Origin of the sequence: Pseudomonas sp. Irchel s3b2, from assembly GCF_900187445.1 — a bacterium.
Taxonomy (GTDB): Bacteria; Pseudomonadota; Gammaproteobacteria; order Pseudomonadales; family Pseudomonadaceae; genus Aquipseudomonas.
The window spans coordinates 335267-360152 of record NZ_FYEB01000002.1 but is presented as its reverse complement, the minus strand read 5'-3'; the positions used below and the strand labels follow the sequence as shown (position 1 = coordinate 360152).

32 protein-coding genes are annotated in these 24886 nt (G+C 59.9%); 19 read left to right on the top strand and 13 right to left on the bottom strand.

The genetic code is table 11. From position 1 onward, the window contains the following. Positions 1 to 76 precede the first annotated feature (76 nt). Genes CKW20_RS08535 through pilG form a run of 3 tightly spaced genes read right to left on the bottom strand, consistent with a single transcriptional unit; the run spans position 77 to position 1469 of the window. Positions 77 to 631: a chemotaxis protein CheW gene (locus CKW20_RS08535; RefSeq protein WP_095052534.1), complete on the bottom strand. Its 555-nt coding sequence runs from the start codon at positions 629 to 631 to the stop codon at positions 77 to 79. Positions 632 to 641: 10 nt separating this feature from the next. Next, positions 642 to 1007: a twitching motility response regulator PilH gene (gene pilH, locus CKW20_RS08530; protein ID WP_034147541.1), complete on the bottom strand. Its 366-nt coding sequence runs from the start codon at positions 1005 to 1007 to the stop codon at positions 642 to 644. Between the two features lie 57 nt (positions 1008 to 1064). Next, entirely contained in the window at positions 1065 to 1469 is a 405-nt protein-coding gene (gene pilG / locus CKW20_RS08525) for a twitching motility response regulator PilG (RefSeq protein ID WP_095052533.1), read from the bottom strand. A gap of 233 nt (positions 1470 to 1702) precedes the next feature. On the opposite strand from pilG, the gene gshB reads away from it, so the two are divergent. The 7 genes from gshB to CKW20_RS08490 all read left to right on the top strand — a co-directional run bounded on the left by gshB (position 1703) and on the right by CKW20_RS08490 (position 7748). After that, entirely contained in the window at positions 1703 to 2656 is a 954-nt protein-coding gene (gene gshB, locus CKW20_RS08520; protein WP_095052532.1) for a glutathione synthase, read from the top strand. A 64-nt stretch (positions 2657 to 2720) separates the two neighbouring features. Beyond that, positions 2721 to 3620 carry an energy transducer TonB gene (locus CKW20_RS08515; RefSeq protein ID WP_095052531.1) on the top strand — a complete coding sequence of 300 codons (900 nt, stop codon included), beginning with the start codon at positions 2721 to 2723 and terminating at the stop codon, positions 3618 to 3620. Between the two features lie 215 nt (positions 3621 to 3835). Next, positions 3836 to 4408 (top strand): YqgE/AlgH family protein, encoded by a 573-nt coding sequence (locus tag CKW20_RS08510; protein WP_095052530.1) that lies wholly within the window; start codon positions 3836 to 3838, stop codon positions 4406 to 4408. After that, positions 4408 to 4845 (top strand): Holliday junction resolvase RuvX, encoded by a 438-nt coding sequence (gene ruvX / locus CKW20_RS08505; protein WP_007897947.1) that lies wholly within the window; start codon positions 4408 to 4410, stop codon positions 4843 to 4845. Before CKW20_RS08510 ends, ruvX begins: the two co-directional genes overlap by 1 nt. Before the next feature lie 99 nt (positions 4846 to 4944). Continuing rightward, positions 4945 to 5448: a bifunctional pyr operon transcriptional regulator/uracil phosphoribosyltransferase PyrR gene (gene pyrR, locus CKW20_RS08500; RefSeq protein WP_095052529.1), complete on the top strand. Its 504-nt coding sequence runs from the start codon at positions 4945 to 4947 to the stop codon at positions 5446 to 5448. A gap of 27 nt (positions 5449 to 5475) precedes the next feature. After that, a complete protein-coding gene (locus CKW20_RS08495) occupies positions 5476 to 6480 on the top strand; it encodes an aspartate carbamoyltransferase catalytic subunit (RefSeq protein WP_007897943.1) in 1005 nt (334 codons plus the stop codon). Then, complete coding sequence (locus CKW20_RS08490; protein WP_030130172.1) at positions 6477 to 7748, top strand: dihydroorotase; 1272 nt, start codon at positions 6477 to 6479, stop codon at positions 7746 to 7748. The genes CKW20_RS08495 and CKW20_RS08490 overlap by 4 nt, the downstream gene beginning before the upstream one ends. A 48-nt stretch (positions 7749 to 7796) precedes the next feature. Here CKW20_RS08490 and CKW20_RS08485 read toward each other — a convergent pair whose 3' ends face one another. Continuing rightward, on the bottom strand, positions 7797 to 8216 hold the full coding sequence (locus CKW20_RS08485) for a TM2 domain-containing protein (protein WP_095052528.1): 420 nt from the start codon (positions 8214 to 8216) through the stop codon (positions 7797 to 7799). A gap of 249 nt (positions 8217 to 8465) precedes the next feature. Between CKW20_RS08485 and CKW20_RS08480 the strand changes: the two genes are divergently transcribed. After that, positions 8466 to 9086, top strand: coding sequence for a C40 family peptidase (locus CKW20_RS08480; RefSeq protein WP_095052527.1), 621 nt, complete (start codon positions 8466 to 8468; stop codon positions 9084 to 9086). 49 nt (positions 9087 to 9135) lie between these two features. On the opposite strand, the gene CKW20_RS08475 is transcribed toward CKW20_RS08480, so the two are convergent. Further along, a complete protein-coding gene (locus CKW20_RS08475; protein ID WP_095052526.1) occupies positions 9136 to 10170 on the bottom strand; it encodes a type IV pilus twitching motility protein PilT in 1035 nt (344 codons plus the stop codon). Between the two features lie 57 nt (positions 10171 to 10227). Here CKW20_RS08475 and CKW20_RS08470 point away from each other — a divergent pair, with 57 nt between their 5' ends. From CKW20_RS08470 to CKW20_RS08425, 10 genes are all read left to right on the top strand, one after another. Further along, the gene (locus tag CKW20_RS08470) at positions 10228 to 10914 is read left to right on the top strand and encodes a YggS family pyridoxal phosphate-dependent enzyme (protein WP_095052525.1); all 687 of its coding nucleotides are present in this window, start codon (positions 10228 to 10230) and stop codon (positions 10912 to 10914) included. Positions 10915 to 10950: 36 nt separating this feature from the next. Next, positions 10951 to 11769, top strand: coding sequence for a pyrroline-5-carboxylate reductase (gene proC / locus CKW20_RS08465; RefSeq protein WP_095052524.1), 819 nt, complete (start codon positions 10951 to 10953; stop codon positions 11767 to 11769). Positions 11770 to 11794: 25 nt separating this feature from the next. Next, positions 11795 to 12382 (top strand): YggT family protein, encoded by a 588-nt coding sequence (locus CKW20_RS08460; protein WP_095052523.1) that lies wholly within the window; start codon positions 11795 to 11797, stop codon positions 12380 to 12382. Further along, positions 12382 to 12678, top strand: a complete 297-nt coding sequence (locus tag CKW20_RS08455) for a DUF167 domain-containing protein (protein ID WP_046039238.1) — start codon at positions 12382 to 12384, stop codon at positions 12676 to 12678. Before CKW20_RS08460 ends, CKW20_RS08455 begins: the two co-directional genes overlap by 1 nt. Positions 12679 to 12884: 206 nt before the next feature. Next, positions 12885 to 14024 (top strand): homoserine O-acetyltransferase, encoded by a 1140-nt coding sequence (locus tag CKW20_RS08450; RefSeq protein ID WP_095052522.1) that lies wholly within the window; start codon positions 12885 to 12887, stop codon positions 14022 to 14024. 7 nt (positions 14025 to 14031) lie between these two features. Continuing rightward, on the top strand, positions 14032 to 14652 hold the full coding sequence (gene metW, locus CKW20_RS08445) for a methionine biosynthesis protein MetW (RefSeq protein ID WP_038980968.1): 621 nt from the start codon (positions 14032 to 14034) through the stop codon (positions 14650 to 14652). 26 nt (positions 14653 to 14678) lie between these two features. Then, positions 14679 to 15113, top strand: coding sequence for a DUF4426 domain-containing protein (locus tag CKW20_RS08440; protein ID WP_095052521.1), 435 nt, complete (start codon positions 14679 to 14681; stop codon positions 15111 to 15113). Continuing rightward, a complete protein-coding gene (gene rdgB / locus CKW20_RS08435) occupies positions 15110 to 15706 on the top strand; it encodes an RdgB/HAM1 family non-canonical purine NTP pyrophosphatase (RefSeq protein WP_048396340.1) in 597 nt (198 codons plus the stop codon). Before CKW20_RS08440 ends, rdgB begins: the two co-directional genes overlap by 4 nt. After that, positions 15703 to 16908 (top strand): radical SAM family heme chaperone HemW, encoded by a 1206-nt coding sequence (gene hemW / locus CKW20_RS08430; protein WP_095052520.1) that lies wholly within the window; start codon positions 15703 to 15705, stop codon positions 16906 to 16908. The genes rdgB and hemW overlap by 4 nt, the downstream gene beginning before the upstream one ends. A gap of 9 nt (positions 16909 to 16917) precedes the next feature. Beyond that, entirely contained in the window at positions 16918 to 17241 is a 324-nt protein-coding gene (locus CKW20_RS08425) for a DUF3392 domain-containing protein (protein WP_095052519.1), read from the top strand. Between the two features lie 128 nt (positions 17242 to 17369). On the opposite strand, the gene trmB is transcribed toward CKW20_RS08425, so the two are convergent. The 4 genes from trmB to CKW20_RS08405 form a co-directional block, all read right to left on the bottom strand. Continuing rightward, positions 17370 to 18095, bottom strand: coding sequence for a tRNA (guanosine(46)-N7)-methyltransferase TrmB (gene trmB / locus CKW20_RS08420; RefSeq protein WP_095052518.1), 726 nt, complete (start codon positions 18093 to 18095; stop codon positions 17370 to 17372). Between the two features lie 9 nt (positions 18096 to 18104). Continuing rightward, the gene (locus tag CKW20_RS08415; protein ID WP_007897902.1) at positions 18105 to 18899 is read right to left on the bottom strand and encodes a thiazole synthase; all 795 of its coding nucleotides are present in this window, start codon (positions 18897 to 18899) and stop codon (positions 18105 to 18107) included. Between the two features lie 63 nt (positions 18900 to 18962). Beyond that, the gene (gene thiS, locus CKW20_RS08410) at positions 18963 to 19163 is read right to left on the bottom strand and encodes a sulfur carrier protein ThiS (RefSeq protein ID WP_007897898.1); all 201 of its coding nucleotides are present in this window, start codon (positions 19161 to 19163) and stop codon (positions 18963 to 18965) included. Positions 19164 to 19253: 90 nt separating this feature from the next. Continuing rightward, positions 19254 to 19625, bottom strand: coding sequence for a DUF423 domain-containing protein (locus CKW20_RS08405; protein WP_095052517.1), 372 nt, complete (start codon positions 19623 to 19625; stop codon positions 19254 to 19256). A gap of 74 nt (positions 19626 to 19699) precedes the next feature. On the opposite strand from CKW20_RS08405, the gene mtgA reads away from it, so the two are divergent. Beyond that, complete coding sequence (gene mtgA, locus CKW20_RS08400) at positions 19700 to 20422, top strand: monofunctional biosynthetic peptidoglycan transglycosylase (RefSeq protein ID WP_095052516.1); 723 nt, start codon at positions 19700 to 19702, stop codon at positions 20420 to 20422. 196 nt (positions 20423 to 20618) lie between these two features. Here the strand turns inward: mtgA and rpoH are convergent, their stop codons facing one another. The 4 genes from rpoH to ftsY form a co-directional block, all read right to left on the bottom strand. Next, positions 20619 to 21473 carry an RNA polymerase sigma factor RpoH gene (rpoH, locus tag CKW20_RS08395; RefSeq protein WP_007897890.1) on the bottom strand — a complete coding sequence of 285 codons (855 nt, stop codon included), beginning with the start codon at positions 21471 to 21473 and terminating at the stop codon, positions 20619 to 20621. 113 nt (positions 21474 to 21586) lie between these two features. Continuing rightward, a complete protein-coding gene (gene ftsX / locus CKW20_RS08390) occupies positions 21587 to 22609 on the bottom strand; it encodes a permease-like cell division protein FtsX (RefSeq protein WP_095052515.1) in 1023 nt (340 codons plus the stop codon). Continuing rightward, complete coding sequence (gene ftsE, locus CKW20_RS08385) at positions 22606 to 23277, bottom strand: cell division ATP-binding protein FtsE (RefSeq protein WP_007897888.1); 672 nt, start codon at positions 23275 to 23277, stop codon at positions 22606 to 22608. Before ftsE ends, ftsX begins: the two co-directional genes overlap by 4 nt. Next, positions 23274 to 24833 carry a signal recognition particle-docking protein FtsY gene (gene ftsY / locus CKW20_RS08380; protein ID WP_095052514.1) on the bottom strand — a complete coding sequence of 520 codons (1560 nt, stop codon included), beginning with the start codon at positions 24831 to 24833 and terminating at the stop codon, positions 23274 to 23276. Before ftsY ends, ftsE begins: the two co-directional genes overlap by 4 nt. Between the last annotated feature and the right edge of the window lie 53 nt (positions 24834 to 24886).

Below are 24886 nucleotides of genomic sequence, written 5' to 3'. Positions count from 1 at the left end.
CTGCGGTCTTGCAGGAACACCGCGTTTTCGTTCTTCGCGGGCAAGCCTCGCTCCTACAAGGGCCGCGTCGCGTCCATTACAGCGCTACGTTCATGAATCCTTGCGACTGCGCCAACGCAAACGGGCTGAACACCTGCCACTTCTGCTCACGCTGAAACCGGCCTTTGACGAACGCCGACATCGGCCCTTGCACGTCATCGGCCGACACCGGCTCCAGACTGTCCTGGGCAAAGTGCTGCAAGCCGAAGACCTCATCGACCATCAACCCTGCAAACACGTCCTTGTGCTCCACCACCAATATCCGCCGTTGCTTGCGCAAGGCTGGCAGTTCATGGCCGGGCTCATAACCATTAAAAAAGCCATATAAATCCATGATCGGCAGCAGGCGCCCGCGCAGGTTAGCCACGCCTTTGACCCAGGGCTTGACCCCGGGCAACTGTGTAACGCGTGGCTCGTGCAGGACTTCGCTGACTTCGCCCATGGGGGCGACGTACCAATGCTCGCCCAAGCGAAAACCGATGCCGCTCCAGCTGTCCTGTCGGGGCGGCTGGGACGGCAGGTCCGCCGCCAGCAGACGACAGCGCTGGTCAATCTGCAGCAGCAGTTCGAAAGCCGTCAGCGACTCGGTCATGGCCGGACGATCAACCGGCCAGCACGCTGTTCAGGGTCTTGATCAGGGTCTCTTCATCGACCGGTTTGGTCAGGTAGTCCTTGGCGCCCTGGCGCGTGCCCCAGACTTTGTCGGTTTCTTGATCCTTGGTGGTGATGATGATCACCGGAATGTGCCCGGTTTCCGGGTCTTTGGTCAGCTGACGGGTCGCCTGGAAACCATTGAGGCCGGGCATGACGATGTCCATCAGTACCGCGTCGGGTTTTTCCTGACGGGCCAGGGCCACGCCATCGGCGCCGTTTTCGGCTTTCAATACCTCATGACCGTGCTTTTCGAGCATGCCGGTCAATTTGTACATTTCGGTCGGCGAGTCATCGACGATCAGAATACGTGCCATGGTCTTCCCCATTCTTGTCGACACCAGGCCCCATGGCCGAGCGTCACTGTGCGTGTCCTACTGCGGCGAAACGGCGGCGAAGCCCGGTACATGGGCCTGAATCGCGTTCAGCAGTTCTTCCTTGCTGAAAGGCTTGGTCAAAAACTGGTCGGAGCCGACGATCCGCCCCTTGGCCTTGTCGAACAACCCGTCCCTGGACGACAGCATAATCACTGGCGTGGACTTGAACGCACTGTTGTTCTTGATTAAAGCGCAGGTCTGATAGCCATCCAGACGCGGCATCATGATGTCGACAAAGATGATGCCGGGGTGATTGTCGGCAATCTTGGCCAGGGCATCGAAACCATCGACTGCGGTGATGACTTCACAGCCCACGTTTTTCAACAGCGTTTCGGCGGTGCGACGAATCGTTTTCGAATCATCGATCACCATGACCTTCAAGGCGCTGGAATGCTGTTCCATAGTGGCTCTACCGTCGCCTTTGTGAATCAATTTGTCCGTTTGCCGCTCATCGCTGGCTCGAAACCCTTGATACTCAAGGGCCAACACGGCATGGCAGCCTTTTTAGCACAGTCTCCCCATCCAATCTATCGGGCGACCCTGGCGGTGGTTTTTCCTTGACCGGGAACACACTCAGCGCCACTCTGACGCCACTTTTTCACAACACTTTCCACCCCAATTTCGAGGAAAACCCCATGAGCGTTCGCGTCGGGATTGTCATGGATCCTATCGCCAGCATCTCCTATAAAAAGGATAGCTCGCTGGCCATGCTGCTGGCCGCGCAAAAGCGTGGCTGGGAACTGTTCTATATGGAACAGCGCGATTTGTATCAGGCCGAAGGCGAGGCCCGCGGACGGATGCGTCCGCTGAAGGTGTTCGCCAACCCGGAAAAATGGTTTGAACTGGGCGCCGAAAGCGATGCGCTGCTGAGCGATCTGGACGTGATCCTGATGCGCAAGGATCCGCCGTTCGACATGGAGTTCGTCTACTCCACTTACCTGCTGGAGCAGGCCGAGCGCGCCGGCGTGTTGGTGGTCAACAAGCCGCAAAGCCTGCGTGACTGCAACGAGAAACTGTTCGCCACGCTGTTCCCGCAGTGCACGCCGCCGACCATCGTCAGCCGTCGCCCGGACGTGCTGCGTGAATTCGCCGACCATCACGGTGACGTGATCCTCAAGCCGCTGGATGGCATGGGCGGCTCGTCGATCTTCCGTCACACCGCTGGTCATCCGAACCTGTCGGTGATCCTCGAAACCCTGACCTTGCATGGTCGGCAGCAGATCATGATCCAGGGTTACCTGCCGGCGATCGTTGATGGCGACAAACGCATCCTGATGATCGACGGCGAGCCGGTGGATTACTGCCTGGCACGAATTCCCGCGCTCGGTGAAACCCGTGGCAACCTCGCCGCCGGTGGCCGTGGCGAAGCCCGACCGCTGACCGAGAAGGATCGCTGGATCGCCGCGCAAGTCGGCCCGACCCTACGTGAAAAGGGCCTGCTATTCGTCGGCCTCGATGTGATCGGTGAGCATCTGACCGAAATCAACGTCACCAGCCCGACCTGCATTCGCGAGATCGATAATGCATTCGGCACCGACATCGGTGGCCTGCTGATGGATGCCATCGATCAGAAGCTCAAGGCTCGTTGATAAGCCAAACCAACATTGCGTTATCATGCCCGGCCTGTGAAAACGCGATGTTGGTTTCCTTGTTATGACTCTCCCGTCCGATCTGCCCGCTGAACTCGCCCATCGTGGCGTGCGCCCGGCCGATCGCCTCGGCTTTACCCTGTTTCTCGCGGCGCTGATTCACTTGGCCTTGCTGTTGGGCGTCGGGTTCACCATGGTCGAACCCCAGCAAATCAGCAAAACCCTGGAAATCACCCTCGCCACTTTCAAAAGCGAAAAGAAGCCTGCGAAAGCTGACTTTCTCGCCCAGGAAAATCAGGAAGGCAGCGGCACCCTGGAGAAGAAGGCGATTCCCAAGACCACCGAGGTCGCGCCATTCCAGGACAACAAGGTGCAGCCAGTTACTCCACCGCCGGCGGCCAAGCCTCAAGTGCAGGAAGCCGCGCCCAAGGCGTCTGTGACCACCGTCGCGCCGAAGCCGAAAAAAGCCGCCACCAAGACTGAAGAACCCAAGCCCCTGACCAAACCCCAAGTGGCGGCACCGACGTTCGACAGCGCGCAGTTGTCCAGCGACATCGCCAGCCTGGAAGCGGAACTGGCCAATGAACAACAGCTGTACGCCAAGCGCCCGCGCATCCACCGTTTGAGCGCCGCTTCGACCATGCGCGACAAGGGTGCCTGGTACAAAGATGAATGGCGCAAGAAGGTCGAACGCATCGGCAATCTCAACTACCCCGACGAAGCACGGCGCAAACAGATTTACGGCAATTTGCGACTGATGGTCTCGATCAACCGCGACGGCTCGCTGTATGAAGTGCTGGTGCTGGAATCATCCGGCCAGCCGCTGCTGGACCAGGCGGCGCAGCGCATCGTAAGACTCGCGGCGCCGTTTGCACCGTTTACCGGGGATTTGTCGGACATCGATCGGCTGGAAATCATCCGCACCTGGAAGTTTGCGCGTGGAGACCGGTTGTCCAGTAATTGACCGATTGATTTGTGGTGATTGAGCCGGCGCCTTCGCGGGCAAGCCTCGCTCCTACAGGTCATGCGCCATTTTCAAAGTGCATGCCAAACCTGTAGGAGCGAGGCTTGCCCGCGAAGAGGCCCTCAAGCAAAACTCCATCAAAAAGACATTCATGCGGGCATTTCCTGTGCATCCCCGGCTTGTCAGTTCGCCCCTCCAACGCCACACTAGCGCTCATGAAGAACGTCAGCCCCAGCTACCTCAAGCATCACTTCCTGATCGCCATGCCTCACATGGCCGACCCGAACTTTGCGCACACCTTGACCTACATCGTCGAGCACACGGCCAATGGTGCCATGGGGCTGGTGGTCAACCGTCCGCAGGACCTGAACCTGGCCGATATCCTCGAGCAATTGCGCCCCGATATCGAGCCGCCGGTACTCTGCCAGCACGTGCCAATCTTTATTGGCGGCCCGGTGCAAACCGATCGCGGCTTTGTCCTGCACCCGACGGGGAAAACCTATCAGGCGACCGTTGATCTGGACGGCGAGTTATCGCTGTCGACCTCGCAGGACGTGCTGTTCGCCATCGCCGACGGCGTCGGCCCCGCGAAAAGCCTGATCACCCTCGGCTACGCCGGTTGGGAAGCCGGGCAATTGGAAGCCGAACTGGCTGACAACGCCTGGCTGACTTGCCCGTTCCACGCCGACATCCTGTTCAACACCAGCAGCGAATTGCGCCTTGAAGCGGCGGCCAAACATCTGGGTATCAATCTCAGTTTGCTCACCAGCCAGGCGGGGCACGCCTGATGGCCCTGCGGCTGATTTTGGGTTTCGACTACGGCACCAAACAGATCGGCGTTGCGGTCGGCCAGGTGATTACCGGCCAGGCCCGCGAGCTGTGCACCTTGAAGGCGCAAAACGGCATTCCCGACTGGAATCAGGTCGAAGCCCTGATTAAAGAGTGGAAACCCGACGCTGTGGTGGTTGGTCTGCCGCTGAACATGGACGGCACGCCGAGCGACATGTGCCTGCGGGCCGAGAAGTTCGCCCGGCGCCTGAACGGCCGCTACAACCTGCCCTTTTATACGCACGACGAGCGCCTGACCACCTTCGAGGCCAAAGGCGAACGCCTGGTCCGTGGCGGCCAGAAGGGCAGTTACCGCGACAACCCGGTCGATGCCATCGCCGCCGCGCTTCTGCTGCAAGGCTGGCTCGACGAAAACACCGCACTGTTCGAATCCTGACCGCACCTAATTCTGAAGAGCCGCTGCGGCGTCTCCCTTAGCTACAACCCGAGCCACCACTCAAGCAGCATTCGGCTCGGGACAAAGAAGGAGCAAACCATGAGCCTGCCCAATCCCGCCGAACTGATCAGCCAGATGGCGATCCGTCTAGACACCTATCTGGCCAAACGGGGCATCAGCGAACCGCGCTATATCGGCATTCGGACCGGTGGCGTCTGGGTCGCGCAGGCGTTGCTCGATGAATTGGGCAGCGATTCGCCCCTGGGCACCCTGGACGTTTCGTTCTACCGCGACGATTTCAGCCAGAACGGCCTGCATCCACAAGTACGCCCATCGGCGCTGCCGTTCGAGATCGAAGGCCAGCACCTGGTGCTGATCGATGACGTGCTGATGAGCGGTCGGACCATCCGCGCCGCGATGAACGAACTCTTCGACTACGGTCGCCCGGCCAGCGTGACGCTGGTGTGCCTGCTGGACCTGGACGCCGGTGAGCTGCCGATCCGCCCGAACGTGGTCGGCGCGACCCTGGCATTGGCGGCCCATGAACGGGTGAAGCTGTCCGGCCCGGAACTCAAGCTCGAACTTCAAGACCTCGCCCTTTAATTCGCCCTATTGAGAGTCCCCCTCGCGATGACGCCTCTAGAAACCAAGCGCCCGCTGCAGCTCAATGATCAGGGCCAGCTGCGCCACTTCCTCTCGCTCGACGGTTTGCGCCGCGAGCTGCTGACGGAAATCCTCGACACCGCCGACTCATTCCTCGAAGTGGGCGCCCGGGCGGTGAAAAAAGTCCCGTTGCTGCGCGGCAAGACCGTGTGCAACGTGTTCTTCGAAAACTCCACCCGCACCCGCACCACCTTCGAACTGGCGGCCCAGCGGCTGTCGGCCGACGTGATCACCCTGAACGTGTCCACGTCGTCGGCGAGCAAGGGCGAAACCCTGCTCGACACCCTGCGCAACCTGGAAGCCATGGCCGCCGACATGTTCGTCGTGCGTCATGGTGATTCCGGCGCGGCGCACTTCATCGCCGAACATGTCTGCCCGCAAGTGGCGATCATCAACGGCGGCGACGGCCGTCACGCCCACCCGACCCAAGGCATGCTCGACATGCTCACCATCCGTCGGCACAAGGGCGGCTTCGAGAATCTCTCGGTGGCTATCGTCGGCGACATCCTGCACTCGCGGGTCGCGCGCTCGAACATGCTGGCGCTGAAAACCCTCGGCTGCCCGGACATCCGTGTGATCGCGCCGAAAACTCTGCTGCCGATCGGCATCGAGCAGTACGGTGTGAAGGTTTACACCGACATGACCGAAGGCCTGAAAGACGTCGATGTGGTGATCATGCTGCGCTTGCAGCGTGAACGCATGACCGGCGGCCTGCTGCCAAGCGAAGGCGAGTTCTATCGCCTGTTCGGCCTGACCACCGCGCGTCTGGCCGGAGCCAAACCGGATTGCATCGTCATGCACCCGGGCCCGATCAACCGCGGGGTGGAAATTGAGTCGGCGGTGGCCGACGGCCCGCACTCGGTAATCCTCAACCAGGTGACCTACGGCATCGCGATTCGTATGGCCGTGCTGTCCATGGCCATGAGCGGGCAGACTGCCCAGCGCCAATTCGAGCAGGAGAACGCCCAGTGAAGCTCAGCATTCTCGGCGCACGCGTTATCGATCCAGTCAGTGGTCTGGATCAAGTTACCGATATTCATGTTGAAGCCTGCAAGATCGTCGCCCTTGGCGCCGCTCCGGCCGGTTTTGTCGCCGTCGACACCATCGACGCCAAAGGCCTGGTGGCGGCCCCCGGCCTGGTTGACCTGAACGTCGCCCTGCGCGAGCCGGGCTACAGCCGTAAAGGCTCGATCGCCAGCGAAACCCGCGCAGCTGCTGCCGGGGGCGTGACCAGCCTGTGCTGCCCACCGAAAACCAAACCGGTGCTGGACACCTCGGCCGTGGCCGAACTGATCCTCGACCGCGCCCGCGAAGCTGGCAATACCAAAGTCTTCCCGATCGGCGCCCTGAGCAAAGGCCTGGATGGCGAACAACTGGCCGAACTGGTCGCCTTGCGCGATGCCGGTTGCGTGGCCTTCGGCAACGGTCTGGAGAGCTTTCGCAACACTCGCACCCTGTGCCGAGCGCTGGAATACGCGGCGACGTTCGACCTGACCGTGATTTTCAACTCGCAAGACCATGATCTGGCCGAAGGCGGCTTGGCTCACGAAGGCCCAACCGCCAGTTTCCTGGGTCTGCCGGGCATTCCGGAAACTGCCGAAACCGTGGCCCTGGCCCGGGATCTGCTGCTGGTCGAGCAAAGCGGCGTGCGTGCGCACTTCAGCCAGCTCACCAGTGCCCGAGGTGTGGCGTTGATCGCCCAGGCCCAGGCTCGTGGCTTGAAGGTCACGGCGGACGTGGCGTTGTATCAGCTGATCCTCACCGACGAAGCACTGATCGATTTCAGCAGCCTCTATCACGTCCAGCCGCCGCTGCGCACCCGCGCCGACCGCGACGGCTTGCGGGCAGCGGTGAAGTCAGGGGTGGTGTCCGCCATCTCCAGCCATCACCAGCCCCATGAACGTGATGCCAAACTGGCGCCGTTCGGCGCGACCGAGCCGGGCATCAGCAGTGTTGAATTGCTGCTGCCGCTGGCGATGACCTTGGTGGAAGACGGTTTGCTGGATCTGCCAACGCTGCTCGCACGCTTGGGCGCCGGTCCTGCCGAGGCATTGCGTCTGCCGGCGGGCAAGCTGGCGGTGGGTGGGCCTGCAGATATCGTGCTGTTCGACCCTGCGGCCTCGACCGTGGCCGGTGAGACCTGGCTGTCCAAGGGCGAAAACTGCCCGTTCATTGGCCATAGCTTGCCGGGCGTGGTGCGTTACACCTTGGTGGATGGGCGGATTAGTCACCAGGCGTAAGCGCAATCTGATCGTTCCCACGCTCTGCGTGGGAACGATCATCATTAATCAGCTGTTCTGCGCGTTGCGAATCGACACTTGGTCATTCAACGTCCAGAAGTCATACAACACCCCCAGAAAGAACAACCCGCCCGTCACCAGGTACAGCAAGCCGCTGATCCACTTCCCCTGATACATCCGGTGCACACCAAAGATTCCCAGAAACGTCAGGAGAATCCACGCCACGTTGTATTCGATGGGTCCGGCGGTAAAGCGCAGGTCCGCTTCACGATCCATGGCCGGGATCAGAAACAGGTCAATCAGCCAGCCAATGCCCAGCAAACCGAAAGTGAAAAACCAGATCGTCCCGGTCACCGGTTTGCCGTAATAGAAACGATGAGCCCCGGTAAAACCGAAAATCCACAGTAGATAACCGATCACTTTGCTATGGGTGTCTTGCTGTGAAACGGGATGTCGATAGGTATTCATGGATGACCTCGATTCACGCGATAGAGAAATATTCTTGAATTTCTTGTGACTTTTTTACCAATGACCGACATACGGCAAATATGAGCTGCATCCCCTTCAAACCCTTATGCTCACTGACTTCTGTCCGACAATCACGTCAATTTTCTGCTTATTTGGTTCCGTTGCCAGCAAAGTGAATCGACCAACGGCCACGGGAGGGGAAAAAAAGCTGTTATAAAGTTGCGCGTTCACTATCTACGAGCCTTGCTGATGCGTTCATTTTTCAAGACCTGGCTAACCATTTGCCTATTATTGCCTCTGGCCGCCCACGCCACCAATCGTGAGCAACGTCTTCCTAACGTTAATGGTTTCACCCCGAAATCTCATGTTTCTGCTCCTGCAAGCAAAAACAAACAGACTGTAAAACGCCCTCCTCAATTGAGCGATGCCAACCGCAAGCTGGTCCCGCCGATGGCCACCAAGGAAAGCAGCAACGTATTGAGCCGTGCGGTAAACGTGCTCGGTACGCCTTATCGTTGGGGTGGCAGCAGCCCAAGTAAAGGGTTCGATTGCAGCGGCCTGGTAAAATACGCGTTCAATGACGCCACGTTTGACCTGCCTCGTACCTCCAATGCGATGGCCAGCGGTCATGGCGAGAAAGTCGATCGCAACGATCTGAAGCCAGGCGACCTGATTTTCTTCAAACTCAAGAGCCGCCGGGTCAATCATGTTGCCATCTACTTGGGCAACGACCGCTTCATCCACGCTCCACGCCGTGGCAAGTCGGTGAGCATCGACACCCTGAAGAAACCGTACTGGGAAAGCCACTACGTAGTTGCCAAGCGGGTTCTGCCGAAAGAACAGAATGCGTTGCGGGTTGTTCAGCGTTGATCCGACACTGATCGTTCCCACGCTCTGCGTGGGAACGATCAACTTCCTGTCAGAAATTATCCGGCGACCGCGCCTTCTCCCGCGCATGCTCGCGGCTGATCACGCCCTTGGTCACCAACTCCTTCAAGCACATATCCAGCGTCTGCATCCCCAGCGACCCTCCAGTCTGAATCGACGAGTACATCTGCGCCACCTTGTCTTCGCGGATCAGGTTACGGATCGCCGAAGTGCCGATCATGATTTCGTGGGCGGCAATCCGCCCGCCGCCGATTTTCTTGATCAGTGTCTGGGACACCACCGCCAGCAATGATTCAGAGAGCATCGAACGCACCATCGATTTCTCGTCGCCCGGAAACACGTCCACGACTCGGTCGATGGTTTTCGCCGCCGATGTGGTGTGCAACGTGCCGAACACCAGATGCCCCGTCTCGGCGGCGGTCAAAGCCAGCCGGATAGTCTCCAGATCACGCATTTCCCCTACCAGAATCACGTCCGGATCTTCGCGCAGGGCCGAACGCAGGGCCGTGGCGAAGCTGCGGGTATCCCGATGGACTTCGCGCTGATTGATCAGGCATTTGCGTGATTCGTGGACGAACTCGATCGGGTCTTCGATGGTGAGGATGTGATGATGGCGATGGTTGTTCAGGTAATCGATCATCGCCGCCAGCGTGGTGGATTTACCGGAGCCGGTTGGGCCGGTCACCAACACCAGACCCCGGGGCGCTTCAGTAATCTTGCGAAACACTTCCCCCATGCCCAGGTCGTCCATGCTCAGAACCTTGGACGGGATGGTCCGGAATACCGCGCCAGCACCACGATTCTGGTTGAAGGCATTGACCCGAAAGCGCGCCACACCGGGCACTTCGAAGGAAAAGTCGGTTTCAAGATGCTTCTCGAAGTCCACCCGCTGGAGGTCGTTCATGATGTCGTAGATCAGATCATGCACCTCCTTGTGGTCCAAGGCCGGCAGATTGATCCGGCGCACATCGCCGTCGACACGAATCATCGGTGGCAGGCCGGCGGACAGGTGCAGGTCGGACGCGCCCTGTTTGGCGCTGAAAGCCAGCAGCTCAGTGATATCCATAGCGCTCCTCAATTCCAGTAGAATGCCGCGAACCTCAGACCCGCTGGCGCCTCTTGAATGTCCACGATAGCAGACAACATCCTTCAGGTTAGTTCGCGTATCCAGGCTGCGACCGAAGCCGTCCACCGCGACCAAGGCAGCGTCCAGTTGCTGGCCGTGAGCAAGACCAAGCCCGCCGAGGCCTTGCGTGAAGCGTATGCCGCCGGCCTGCGCGATTTTGGCGAGAACTACCTGCAGGAAGCCTTGAGCAAACAGCTCGAATTGGCCGACCTGCCCTTGATCTGGCACTTCATCGGCCCCATTCAATCGAACAAGACTCGCGCTATCGCCGAGCATTTCGACTGGGTGCATTCCGTGGATCGCTTGAAAATCGCACAACGCCTGTCCGAACAACGCCCTGCCGATTTGCCGCCATTGAACATCTGCATCCAGGTCAACGTCAGTGGTGAAGCCAGCAAGTCCGGCTGCACCCCGGCCGACCTGCCCGCCCTGGCCAATGCCATCAGCGCTCTGCCGCGCTTGAAATTGCGCGGGCTGATGGCGATTCCCGAGCCGACTGAAGATCGCGCCGCCCAGGATGCAGCCTTTGCTGCCGTACAGAGCCTGCAAGCCAGCCTGAATCTGCCACTCGACACACTTTCCATGGGCATGAGCCACGACCTCGAGTCGGCCATTGCTATGGGCGCCACTTGGGTCCGTATCGGTACGGCCTTGTTTGGCGCCCGCGACTACCACCAGCCTTGAAACAATGGCTGACACCACTCTTTATAAGGACCTGACATGAGCAAGACTCGTATTGCCTTTATCGGTGCCGGCAACATGGCCGCCAGCCTGATCGGCGGCCTGCGCGCCAAAGGTCTGGACGCCGCGCAGATCCGCGCCAGCGATCCGGGTGAAGAAACCCGTGCCCGCATGAGCGCCACACACGGCATCGAAATGTTTGCCGACAACGCCCAAGCCATTGAGGGCGTGGACGTGATCGTGCTGGCGGTCAAACCCCAGGCGATGAAAACCGTTTGTGAAGCCATTCGCCCAAGCCTCAAGCCGAATCAACTGGTGGTCTCGATTGCGGCCGGCATCACCTGCGCCAGCATGAACAACTGGCTTGGCGCCCAGCCTATTGTGCGCTGCATGCCCAACACCCCGGCGCTGCTGCGTCAGGGCGTGAGCGGTTTGTTCGCCACCCGCGAAGTGAGCGCCGCACAGCGCCAGCAAGCGGAAGAGCTGCTGTCGGCGGTTGGCATCGCCCTGTGGCTGGACGAAGAACAGCAACTGGACGCGGTGACCGCCGTTTCCGGCTCGGGCCCGGCGTATTTCTTCCTGCTGATCGAAGCCATGACCGCCGCTGGCGTGAAGCTCGGTCTGCCAGCGGACATCGCCGCACAACTGACCGTGCAAACCGCGTTGGGCGCGGCACACATGGCGGTCGCCAGTGATGTCGACGCGGCTGAACTGCGTCGTCGCGTGACGTCGCCTGCGGGCACCACCGAAGCGGCGATCAAGTCATTCCAGGCCGGCGGCTTCGAAGCCCTGGTAGAAAAAGCACTCGGCGCCGCTGCGCACCGCTCGGCCGAAATGGCCGAGCAACTGGGTCGCTAATCAGCTCTTACAAAGGAATTCAACGATGCTCGGACTCAATGACGCTGCCATTTTCATAATCAAGACCTTGGGCAGCCTGTACCTGCTGATCGTGCTGTTGCGCTTCATCCTGCAATTGGTCCGGGCGAATTTTTACAACCCGCTCTGCCAATTCATCGTGAAAGCCACTCAACCGCTGCTCAAGCCCTTGCGCCGGGTCATCCCGAGCATGTTCGGGCTGGACATGTCGTCACTGGTACTGGCGCTGATCGTGCAGATGGTGCTAATAGCCGTCATCCTGCTGCTCAAAGGCTTCGAGGTCGATTTGCTGCTTTTGGTGCCTTGGGCATTGATCGCAATCTTCTCGCTGTTTTTGAGTGTGCTGTTCTACGCAATGATCATCAGTGTGATTCTGTCCTGGGTCGCCCCGGGCAGCCACAATCCGGGCGCAGAACTGGTCGCGCAGATTACTGAACCGGTACTCGCCCCGTTCCGCCGGATCATTCCAAACCTGGGCGGCCTCGACATCTCGCCAATCTTCGCGTTTATCGCGATCCAGCTGGTGCAAAGCTGGCTGATCCCACGCCTTGCGTACTATGCCCTCATGCCACAGGGGCTGCTCGGGCTCATCTGATGAGCTACTTTCGCTGGGACGGTGATGACCTGATTCTGGAATGTCACCTGCAACCGGCGGCCCGCAGCGATGATTTCTGCGGGCTGCATGGCGATCGATTAAAAATTCGCCTGACGGCGCCACCGGTTGAAGGCAAGGCCAATGCGTACCTGATGGCGTTTCTGGCCAAGGCGTTCGGGGTTTCCAAGAGTCAGGTGAGTTTGATCAGCGGAGAGCTGAACCGGCAAAAGCGGGTGCGGATTTGTTCGCCGAAGAAGCTGCCGGATTTGCCCGATCTTGTGCGCCCGGCAGGCTGACCGCGTCATCGTTCTTCGCGGGCAAGCCTCGCTCCTACGGGTTTGTGTTGTTCATATAATTTGGGAACGACCTCAACCCTGTAGGAGCGAGGCTTGCCCGCGAATGCCGCACCTCGGTCCGACAGAAAAAAACAGGCCCGGCCTTTGCTTGCCGCTAGCCACAGCGGTCTTTAGACTTACGCCTCATTTCAATGAGAGCAGGGTCGATGCCAGCTGCCTTCCCCCACGATTCTGTTGGTCTGGTGACGCCGCAAGTGGCGCACTTCAGTGACCCCCTGGCCTTGGCCTGCGGCCGTTCGCTGCCCGCCTATGACCTGATCTACGAAACCTATGGCACGCTGAACGCCAAGGCGAGCAACGGCGTGCTGATCTGTCACGCCTTGTCCGGTCACCATCACGCTGCCGGCTTCCACAGCCCCGACGACCGCAAACCCGGTTGGTGGGACAGCTGCATTGGGCCCGGCAAACCGATCGACACCAACAAGTTCTTCGTGGTCAGCCTGAACAACCTCGGCGGTTGCAACGGCTCCACCGGTCCCAGCAGCGTCAATCCGGAAACCGGCAAGCCATTTGGCGCCGATTTCCCGGTACTGACCGTAGAGGACTGGGTGCATAGCCAGGCACGCCTCGCCGACCTGCTCGGCATCCGCCAATGGGCAGCGGTGATCGGCGGCAGCCTCGGCGGCATGCAGGCCTTGCAGTGGACAATCACCTACCCGGACCGCGTGCGGCACTGCCTGGCCATCGCCTCGGCGCCGAAACTGTCGGCGCAGAACATCGCATTCAACGAAGTCGCACGCCAGGCGATCCTCACCGACCCGGAGTTCCACGGCGGCTCGTTCCAGGAAGCGGGTGTGATCCCCAAGCGCGGGCTGATGCTGGCGCGGATGGTCGGGCACATTACCTACCTGTCCGACGACTCCATGGGCGAGAAATTCGGTCGCGGCCTGAAGAGCGAAAAGCTTAACTACGACTTCCACAGCGTCGAGTTCCAGGTCGAAAGCTACCTGCGTTATCAGGGCGAGGAGTTTTCCGGGCGTTTCGACGCCAACACCTACCTGCTGATGACCAAGGCTCTGGACTACTTCGACCCGGCGGCGAACTTCGACGATGACCTGGCGAAAACCTTCGCCAATGCCCAGGCCAGGTTCTGCGTGATCTCTTTCACCACCGACTGGCGCTTCTCCCCTGCCCGCTCGCGGGAACTGGTGGACGCGCTGATGGCGGCCAGGAAAGACGTCTGCTACCTGGAGATCGACGCTCCGCAAGGCCACGATGCCTTCCTGATTCCGATCCCGCGTTACTTGCAGGCCTTCAGCAATTACATGAACCGTATAGCGCTTTGAGGAAGACATGAGAGCCGATCTGGAAATCATCCAGGAATGGATCCCCGCCGGCAGCCGCGTGCTCGACCTCGGTTGCGGTGACGGCGAGTTGCTGACCTGGCTGCGCGACCACAAACAGGTTACCGGCTATGGCCTGGAAAACGACCCGGACAACATTGCCGAATGCGTGGCCAAGGGCATCAACGTCATCGAGCAGGATCTGGACAAGGGCCTGGGCAACTTCGCCAGCAACAGCTTCGACGTCGTGGTCATGACCCAGGCCCTGCAAGCGGTGCATTACCCGGACAAGATCCTCGACGAAATGCTGCGGGTCGGTCGCCAGTGCATCATCACCTTCCCCAACTTCGGTCACTGGCGCTGCCGCTGGTACCTGGCGAGCAAGGGCCGGATGCCGGTCTCCGATTTTCTGCCATACACCTGGTACAACACGCCAAACATTCACTTCTGCACCTTTGAAGACTTTGAGGCACTGTGTCGCGAACGAGAAGCCAAGGTCATTGATCGGCTTGCCGTGGATCAACAGCATCGACACGGGTGGGCCAGTAAGCTATGGCCTAATCTGTTAGGTGAGATCGGCATCTATCGCGTCAGCAGCCCCGGTCTGCCGGACCACAAGGTTGCGGTCTGAATCACGACACTTCGAGGAGAACGATCATGGGTCGTCTAGCACTGTTTTTACTTACTGCCTGCCTGAGCGTCACCGCCATGGCCGCCGATGTCATCAAGGGCGAGCGCAAGGAAACCTTTGGCGATGTGACGGTGCACTACAACACCTTCAACTCCACCTTCCTGACGCCGGAGATCGCCAAAGCGGCCGAACTGACCCGCAGCAAGAATCAGGGCGTGATCAACGTCTCGATACTAAAGGAAGGTAAACCACAGACAGCTCAGGTCAGCGGCACGGTCAAAGACCTGACCAGCCAAAGCATCCCGCTGAAGTTCAAACAGATCACTGAAACAGGCGCGGTGTACTACATCGCCCAGTTCCCGGTGGATCAGCAGGAAATCCGCACCTTCGACATCAAGGTGCAGACCGGCGACAAAACCAACACCATCAGTTTTCAACAAGAGCTTTTCCCCGGCCAATGATGAATTTCACCCAACTCGTACTGGCCAGCCATAACGCCGGCAAACTCAAGGAACTCCAGGCCATGCTCGGCGAATCGGTGCATTTGCGCTCGATCGGCGAGTTCAGCAGCGTCGAGCCTGAAGAAACCGGCCTGTCGTTCGTCGAGAACGCCATTCTCAAGGCCCGCAATGCCTCGCGCATTTCCGGTCTGCCGGCCTTGGCCGACGATTCGGGGCTGGCAGTGGATTTCCTTGGCGGTGCGCCGGGTATCTATTCCGCCCGCTACGCTGACGGTAAAGGCGATGCCGCGAACAACGCCAAACTGCTCGACGTGTTGAAAGACGTGCCCGAAGCCGAGCGCGGTGCGCAGTTTGTCTGTGTGCTGGCGCTGGTGCGTCATGCTGACGATCCGTTGCCGATTCTCTGCGAAGGCCTATGGCATGGGCGCATCCTGACCCAGGCCAGCGGTGAGCACGGTTTTGGCTACGATCCGCTGTTCTGGGTGCCGGAGCGCGAGTGCTCCAGCGCCGAGTTGAGCCCGAGCGACAAGAACCTCATCAGCCACCGCGCCCGTGCAATGGATCTGCTGCGCCAGCGTCTGGGCCTGAAATGATCCATGACTCGTCCGCGTCGCCGCTGATCTTCGGCGGCGCCGCACAATCGCCTCGAGCGGCCCTGCCCGTGTTGCCGCCACTGGCGTTGTACATCCACATCCCGTGGTGTGTACGCAAATGCCCTTATTGCGACTTCAACTCCCACACCGCCAGCCCCGTGCTGCCGGAAGAAGAATATGTCGACGCCTTGCTGGCCGACCTCGACCAAGACTTGCATGCGGTTTATGGCCGTGAGCTGAGCTCGATTTTCTTCGGTGGCGGCACGCCAAGCCTGTTCAGTGCCGAGGCTCTGGGCCGTTTGCTCAAGGGCGTCGAGCAACGCATTCCGTTTGCCAGCGACATCGAAATCACCCTGGAAGCCAACCCCGGGACATTCGAGCAGGAGAAATTCCGTGCCTACCGGGCGCTGGGCATCAATCGCCTGTCGATCGGCATCCAGAGCTTTCAGGAAGAGAAACTCAAGGCCCTGGGGCGGATTCACAACGGCGACGAAGCCGTGCGTGCCGCCGGCATGGCCCGTCAGGCCGGCTTCGACAACTTCAACCTGGACCTGATGCACGGCTTGCCCGATCAGTCCCTGGACGACGCCCTGAACGACCTGCGCCAGGCCATTGCCCTGAAGCCGACGCACCTGTCTTGGTATCAGCTGACGCTGGAACCGAACACGGTGTTCTGGAACCAGCCGCCGACGCTGCCGGAAGACGACACCCTGTGGGACATTCAAGAGGCCGGCCAGGCGCTGTTGGCCGAACACGGTTACGCGCAATACGAAGTCTCGGCCTATGCCCAGCCCGGTCGTCCGGCACGGCATAACCTCAATTACTGGAGTTTCGGCGACTTCATCGGCATCGGCGCCGGCGCCCACGGCAAGCTCAGTCACCCGGACGGGCGCATCGTGCGCACCTGGAAGACCCGCCTGCCGAAGGACTACCTCAACCCGGCCAAGAGCTTTCAGGCCGGCGAGAAAGCCCTGACCAACGAAGAGCTGCCGTTCGAGTTCCTGATGAACGCCTTGCGCCTGACCGAGGGCGTCGAAGCGCGGCTGTATCCGGAGCGCACCGGGCTGTCTCTGGAAAGCCTCGCCGAAGGCCGTCGCGAGGCCGAACAAAGTGGCTTGTTGCAGGTCGAACCGTCACGTCTGGCGGCCACGCTACGCGGACAACTCTTTCTCAATGACTTGCTGCAGAATTTTCTGACATAAGGAAATCGAATGGATCTGGTACTCGACCTGCTCGCCACCGTGTCCCGCTGGAGCCGTAGCAACCTGTCGGAAATCTCTCTGGCGCTGGTGGGCTGTTTGCTGGTGCTGTTTGGCGCCGACATCAAAGGCTGGGTCGACCAACGCCTGGGCAGCATCGCAGGCGCCTTGCGCGTCCCGCTGATGGCCCTGCTGTGCTTGGTTGGCAGCGGCGTGGCACTGATCTATGCCACGCCATGGATCATCAAAGGCCTGAGCCAGTTCAACAACTACAGCCTGGCGCCGGTGCTGTTGGTGGTGCTGGTGTTGATTGGCGTCGTAGCCGACCGCCGCTGAGGGCTGATGATCGTTCCCACGCTCTGCGTGGGAATGCATCCAGGGACGCTCCGCGTCCCATTCAGAGCCGAACGCGGAGCGTCCATTGAGGAATTCCCACGCGGAGCGTGGGAACGATCAGTACACGCTTAAGCCTGTTTTTCGAACTTCAAATCCCACACGCCATGCCCAAGGCGTTCGCCGCGGCGTTCGAACTTGGTGATCGGGCGTTCGGTCGGGCGCGGGACGCATTTGCCGTCTTCGGCGAGGTTGCGATAGCCCGGCGCGACGCTCATCACTTCCAGCATGTACTCGGCGTACGGTTCCCAGTCGGTGGCCATGTGCAACACACCGCCGACCTTCAACTTGCTGCGCACCAGTTCAGCGAACGATGCCTGCACGATACGACGCTTGTGGTGACGGCTCTTGTGCCACGGATCCGGGAAAAACAGCATCAGGCGATCGAGACTGTTGTCGGCGATGCAACGGTTGAGCACTTCGATCGCATCGCAATCGTAGACGCGCAGGTTGGTCAGGCCCTGAGTCAGCACACCATTGAGCAGCGCGCCGACACCCGGACGGTGAACCTCAACGCCAATGAAATCCTGCTCCGGCGAGGCTGCGGCCATTTCCAGCAGCGAATGGCCCATGCCGAAACCGATTTCCAGCGAGCGCTTTGCTGCGCGCCCGAACACCTGATCGAAATCCACCGGCGCATCGGCCAAAGGCAGTACGAACAGCGGCGCGCCCTGCTCCAGACCTTTTTGCTGGCCTTCAGTCATGCGCCCGGCGCGCATCACGAAACTCTTGATGCGGCGGTGTTGGCGCTCTTCGCCTTCTTCCGTCTGGATTGGCGTGTCGTTTGATTCAGTCATCAATGGCTCTTACTTGATCAGACCATCCAGCGGCGAGGAGGCGCTGGCATAGAGTTTTTTCGGCATGCGGCCGGCGAGGTAGGCCAGACGGCCCGCGACGATGGCGTGTTTCATGGCTTCAGCCATCATGATCGGTTGCTGGGCATGGGCGATGGCCGAGTTCATCAGCACCGCTTCGCAACCCAATTCCATGGCGATGGTGGCGTCGGAAGCGGTGCCGACACCGGCATCTACCAGCACGGGAATCTTGGCTTCTTCGAGGATGATCTGCAGGTTGTACGGGTTGCAGATGCCCAAGCCCGTACCAATCAGACCGGCCAGCGGCATGACCGCGATGCAGCCGATTTCCGCCAGTTGACGGGCAATGATCGGGTCATCGCTGGTGTACACCATCACGTCGAAGCCTTCCTTGACCAGCACTTCGGCGGCCTTGAGGGTTTCGATCACGTTGGGGAACAGGGTTTTCTGGTCCGCCAGCACTTCCAGCTTCACCAGGTTGTGGCCGCCGAGCAGCTCACGGGCCAGGCGGCAGGTGCGCACGGCCTCGGTAGCGTCGAAGCAGCCGGCGGTGTTAGGCAGGAAGGTGTAGCGATCTGGCGACAGGACTTCGAGCAGGTTCGGTTCGCCCGGGTTCTGACCGAGATTGGTACGGCGCACGGCGAAGGTAACGATCTCGGCACCCGAGGCTTCGATGGCCAGGCGGGTTTCTTCCATGTCACGGTACTTGCCGGTGCCTACCAGCAAACGCGACTGGTAGGTACGACCGGCCAGGACGAAAGGCTTGTCGCTACGAACGATGCTCATGGGAAATCCTCTGTAGGGGTGAGGTTCTTGCACAATAATTCTGTGGCCGCTCAGGCCGGAGGGCTAGCCGCCGCCGATGGCGTGTACCACTTCGACGGAATCGCCGTCGTTCAACGTGGTTTCTGCATGCTGGCTGCGCGGGACGATATCCAGATTGAGCTCGACCGCCACCCGGCGCCCGGTCAGTTCCAGGCGAGTCAGCAGGGCCGCAACGGTTTCACCGTCGGGCAGTTCAAGGGATTCGCCGTTCAATTGAATGCGCATACCGAATGCCGCCATCATTTTTAGGGGCTGGCATTCTAGCCCGATCAGTCAGGCCGACCCAAGCCATTCGTCACGAAATGGACCGCGTGGTCAGCTCAACCGCCAGGCGGCAAGCCCCAGGCAAACCCAGCCGACCAGGAACGCCAAGCCACCGAAGGGCGTAACGATCCCGAGCTTGCTGATGCCCGTTATCGTCAGCAGGTACAGGCTGCCGGAAAACAACAGAATGCCGATAGCAAATGATGCTCCGGCCCAAGTAATCAGTCGACCGGGAATCTGCGCGGCCAGCAGCGCCACACCCAGCAACGCCAAGGTGTGCACCAGTTGATAGGTAACGCCTGTATGGAAAATCGCCAGATACTCGGCGCTCAGCCGGCTTTTCAGGCCATGAGCGGCGAACGCGCCCAAAGCAACACCGGTGAAGCCGAAAAAGGCAGCCAGCATCAGGAAGCCACGCAACATGAAGAACTCCAGTCAGACTCGATCAACAGGGTCTGTATAATGGCCGGCTCAACGGGTTCGGCCAAGCCATCTCTATGCTGCAGTTATTTTTCCGTCGTTTCACGAAGGCCCTGCTCTGGTTCGCGGGCGGCAGCGTATTGCTGGTATTACTGTTTCGGGTGGTGCCGCCACCGGGAACGGCGCTGATGGCCGAGCGCAAGATCGAATCCTGGTTCGATGGCGAACCCATCGACGTGCAACGCACCTGGAAACCCTGGGATGAAATCTCTGACGACCTGAAAGTCGCGGTGATTGCCGGTGAAGACCAGAAGTTTCCCGAACATTGGGGCTTTGATATCGGCGCGATTCAGGCGGCGTTTGCGCATAACGAACGCGGTGGTTCGATTCGTGGCGCCAGCACTTTGAGCCAGCAAGTATCGAAGAATCTGTTTCTGTGGTCTGGTCGCAGCTGGCTGCGCAAAGGTCTGGAAGCCTGGTTTACCGGGCTGATCGAGGTGCTCTGGCCCAAGCAGCGGATTCTTGAGGTGTACCTCAACAGTGTCGAGTGGGATGAAGGCGTGTTTGGCGCCGAAGCGGCGGCTCGGCATCACTTTGGTGTGGGTGCTCGCTCGATATCTCGACAGCAGGCGAGTTTGCTGGCGGCGGTACTGCCGAACCCGCGGGTGTGGAGCGCCAGCCATCCAACCTCTTACGTTGCAAGACGGGCCGGGTGGATTCGGCAGCAGATGAGTCAACTGGGTGGTGACAGTTATCTTGTAGGGCTCAACGATTCGCGCCGGGCGCCATGGTCTCAATAACTTGACGCAAATCCTGTAGGAGCGAGGCTTGCCCGCGAAGGCGGTGTGTCAGTCGACATCATTGCTGAATGACATACCGCCTTCGCGGGCAAGCCTCGCTCCTACAGAGGTTTTGTGGTGTGGCGAAAATATTGGGCACCAACAAAAACGCCCCGATCCATAATGATCGAGGCGTTTCTTATTGCCGGCGCGCAGGTTATGCGGCGATCGACAGCTTGAGCTTGTTCATCGCGCTCTTCTCAAGCTGGCGAATACGCTCGGCCGACACGTTGTACTTCTGCGCCAGGTCGTGCAGCGTGGCTTTTTCTTCTGCCAGCCAGCGCTGGTAGAGGATGTCGCGGCTGCGGTCGTCCAGCACTTCAAGCGCTTCGTGCAGGTTGTGGTTCGAGTTGTCGCTCCAGTCAGCATCTTCCAGTTGACGGGCCGGATCGTACCGGTGGTCTTCCAGGTAGTTGGCCGGAGACTGGAATGCACTGTCGTCGTCCGCTTCCGCGGCCGGGTCGAAAGCCATGTCATGGCCGGTCAGGCGACTTTCCATCTCGCGAACTTCCCGCGGCTCTACGCCGAGGCTTTCCGCCACGCGATGGACTTCCTCGTTGTTCAGCCAGGCCAGGCGTTTCTTCTGGCTGCGCAGGTTGAAGAACAACTTGCGCTGAGCCTTGGTGGTCGCGACTTTCACGATCCGCCAGTTGCGCAGGATGAACTCGTGGATTTCCGCCTTGATCCAGTGCACCGCAAAGGACACCAGGCGTACACCCATTTCCGGGTTGAAACGCTTGACCGCTTTCATCAGGCCGACGTTGCCTTCCTGAATCAGGTCAGCCTGGGCCAGGCCGTAGCCGGAGTAACTGCGGGCTATGTGCACGACAAAACGCAGGTGGGCGAGCACCATCTGCCGAGCCGCCCCCAAATCCTGCTCATAATAGAGACTCTCGGCCAGTTCACGCTCCTGCTCCGGCGTCAGCAATGGAATGCTGTTCACCGTGTGCACATAGGCCTCCAGGTTCGCACCCGGGACCAGAGCATATGCAGGTTGCAAAGAATTGGTCATACGAAAAAACCTCCGACTTACCTAACTCGTGCAGTTCAGCACTGCGAAAATTGACCGGAAACCAAAAAACAAGTTCCCATAAACGCTGAAAGGTCAATACGAGCAAAATGATATTACTTTGGCGCAAGCTCCCGCAGGTGGCGTGCGACTGCAATCCATGCACCGATATACCCCAACAGCACCGCGCCAAGCAAGAGCGATAGACCGTCGGCAGCTGGCACTCCAGCCAGCGCAAAATCACTGCCGTACAAACCGGCCAATCCAACCACCGCGTCATTCAGCCAGTTCAGGCCGAACGCCAATACGCCCCAGGAAAGTATCCCCGCACCGAAGCCATACAACGCGCCCATATACAGAAAGGGCCTGCGCACATAGCTGTCAGTGCCGCCGACGAGTTTAATCACTTCTATCTCTGTGCGGCGGTTTTCAATATGAAGACGAATGGTATTGCCTATCACCAAAAGTAATGCAGAAACCAAAAGCACGGTCAGACCGAAGACAAAACGGTCGCCCAGCTTGAGGATGGCTGCCAGACGCTCGACCCAGACTAGATCAAGTTGGGCCTGTTGTACCTTCGGCAATTCGGAAAGTTTTTGTCTCAATGCTTCAAGCGCGGGCTTGTCGACCTCGTTTGGAGTCACCAGGACCACGCCCGGCAGCGGGTTTTCCGGGAGCTCCTTAAGCGCTTCGCCCAGTCCGGACTGCTGCTGGAATTCTTCCAGCGCCTGATCACGACCCACGTATTCGGCGTCGGCCACGCCCGGCATGCCTTTGATCTGCTCACGTAACGAGTCGCCCTGTTCAGGGCTGGCATCGAGTTGCAGATACAGGGAAATCTGCGCCGCACGCTGCCAGGAACCGCCGAGACGCTCGACGTTACTTAGCAGAAGTGACAGGCCCATCGGCAAACTGAGTGCAACAGCCATCACCATGCAGGTGAAAAAGCTACCGATCGGGTGTTTGCCCAAGCGACGCAAGCTGTCCAGCAGACTGGCACGATGGCTTTCGACCCAGGCGCGGAACAGCGTGGAGAAGTCCGGGCCATCGTCATCGTCGCGCTTTTTCTTCTGCGGCTGCGGATCGGCGGGTTTCGGGGCCACGCGCTCGGAAACCTTGGGGCTACGTGTTGCACTCATACGCCAGCCTCCCCGTCGCCGATCAATCGGCCACGCTGCAGGGTGAGCATGCGGTGACGCATGCGGGCAATCAGTGCCAGGTCGTGACTGGCGATCAGCACACTGGTACCCAGACGGTTGATGTCTTCGAACACGCCCATGATTTCTGCCGCCAGACGCGGGTCGAGGTTACCGGTGGGTTCGTCCGCCAGCAGCAAGGCCGGACGGTGAACGATGGCGCGAGCGATGCCGACGCGCTGTTGCTGGCCGGTGGACAGGTCACCGGGGTAGAGATCGGTTTTGTCCGAGAGCGCCACGCGCTCCAGGGCCGAGTCCACGCGCTTGGCGACTTCGGCTTTGGACAGGCCAAGGATCTGCAGCGGCAACGCGACGTTGTTGAACACCGTGCGATCGAACAGCAACTGGTGATTCTGAAACACCACACCGATTTGCCGACGCAGAAACGGAATCTGCGCATTGCTGATGGTACTCAGGTCTTGCCCTGCCAACAGCAATTTGCCGGTGGTCGGACGCTCCATCGCCAACAACAGCCGCAACAAGGTGCTTTTGCCAGCGCCGGAATGGCCGGTGACAAACAAGAATTCGCCCCGACGGACTCGAAAGCTCAGCTCATGCAAGCCGACGTGACCATTCGGGTAGCGTTTACCGACCTGCTCGAAACGAATCATGAACGCTCCCGCTCGGCAAACAATGCCTGGACAAAGGGTTCTGCTTCAAAAGTACGCAAATCGTCGATGCCTTCGCCGACGCCGATGTAACGAATCGGCAAGCCAAACTGCTTGGCCAGGGCGAAAATCACCCCGCCCTTGGCGGTGCCGTCGAGTTTGGTCAGTGCCAGGCCGGTCAGTTCGACGGTCTGGTTGAATTGCTTGGCCTGATTGATGGCGTTCTGGCCGGTACCGGCGTCGAGCACCAACAACACCTCGTGCGGCGCATCGGCGTCGAGCTTGCCGATCACCCGGCGAACTTTTTTCAGTTCTTCCATCAGGTTGTCTTTGGTATGCAAACGACCGGCGGTGTCGGCGATCAGCACATCAATACCCCGGGCCTTGGCGGCCTGCACGGCATCGAAGATGACCGAAGCCGAGTCGGCGCCAGTGTGCTGGGCGATGACCGGAATCTTGTTGCGCTCACCCCAGACCTGCAATTGCTCGACCGCGGCGGCGCGAAAGGTGTCACCGGCGGCAAGCATGACTTTCTTGCCGTCGAGTTGCAGTTTCTTCGCCAGTTTGCCGATGGTGGTGGTCTTGCCGGCGCCGTTGACGCCCACCACCAGAATCACGAATGGCTTGTTCTGCGAGGTGATTTTCAGCGGCTGCTCAACCGGTTTGAGCATCGCTGCCAGTTCGGCTTGCAGAGATTTGTACAGCGCGTTGGCATCGGCCAGCTCTTTGCGGGCGACTTTCTGAGTCAGACGCTGAATGATCACCGACGTCGCTTCGACGCCGACATCGGCGGTCAGCAGACGGGTTTCGATGTCTTCGAGCAATTCGTCATCGATGATTTTCTTGCCAAGGAACAGGCTGGCCATGCCCTCGCCAATGCTGGCGCTGGTCTTGGACAGGCCTTGTTTGAGGCGGGCGAAGAAACCGGCTTTGGACTCTTCGGTACGCACAGGCTCGACGGGAGTTTCCACAGGAGCAACGGGCGTGGCGGAGACAGGAGCGATGACCGGTGCAGGTGCAGGTGCAGGTGCAGGTGCAGGCTCTGGCGCTTGAACAATCGGAGCAACCGGAGCAACCGGAGAGGGAACAACAAATACCGGCACTTCTGGTTCTGGAACAACCGGTGCAGGCTCGGCCACGAACACGGGCTCAACGACCGGCTCAACCACTGGTGTCTGAACCGGCTCAGGAGCAAATGCGGCCTGGGCCGGAATCGGTGGCGTGATGTGAACCGCTTGCTCATCTTCGACCAACGCCACCGGCTCTTCCGCCACCGGCAACGTCAGCCATGGCTCGGCGGCTGGCGTCAGTGGCAACGGGGCCACGACTACGGTTTCAGGCTCAGGCGCAGGCTCGGCCGCGGGTTGCAGCACCGGCTCGGCGATCGGCAGGGCAATCGGCGCAGGCACTTGTTCCATGACCGGCGCAGGTGTTGGCTCAGGAAGTGGCTGTGGCTGTTCGATAACGGGTTCCTGCGGCTTTTTGCGCAGCCATCCGAACAGGCTTTTCTTCTCGCCAGCCGCAGCTGGGGTCTTCTTGTCGTCGTTGGAACCAAACATGGAGGACGGCTATCTCACAGTAGCGACGCGCCAAAGGGCGCCTCGGCAATAAA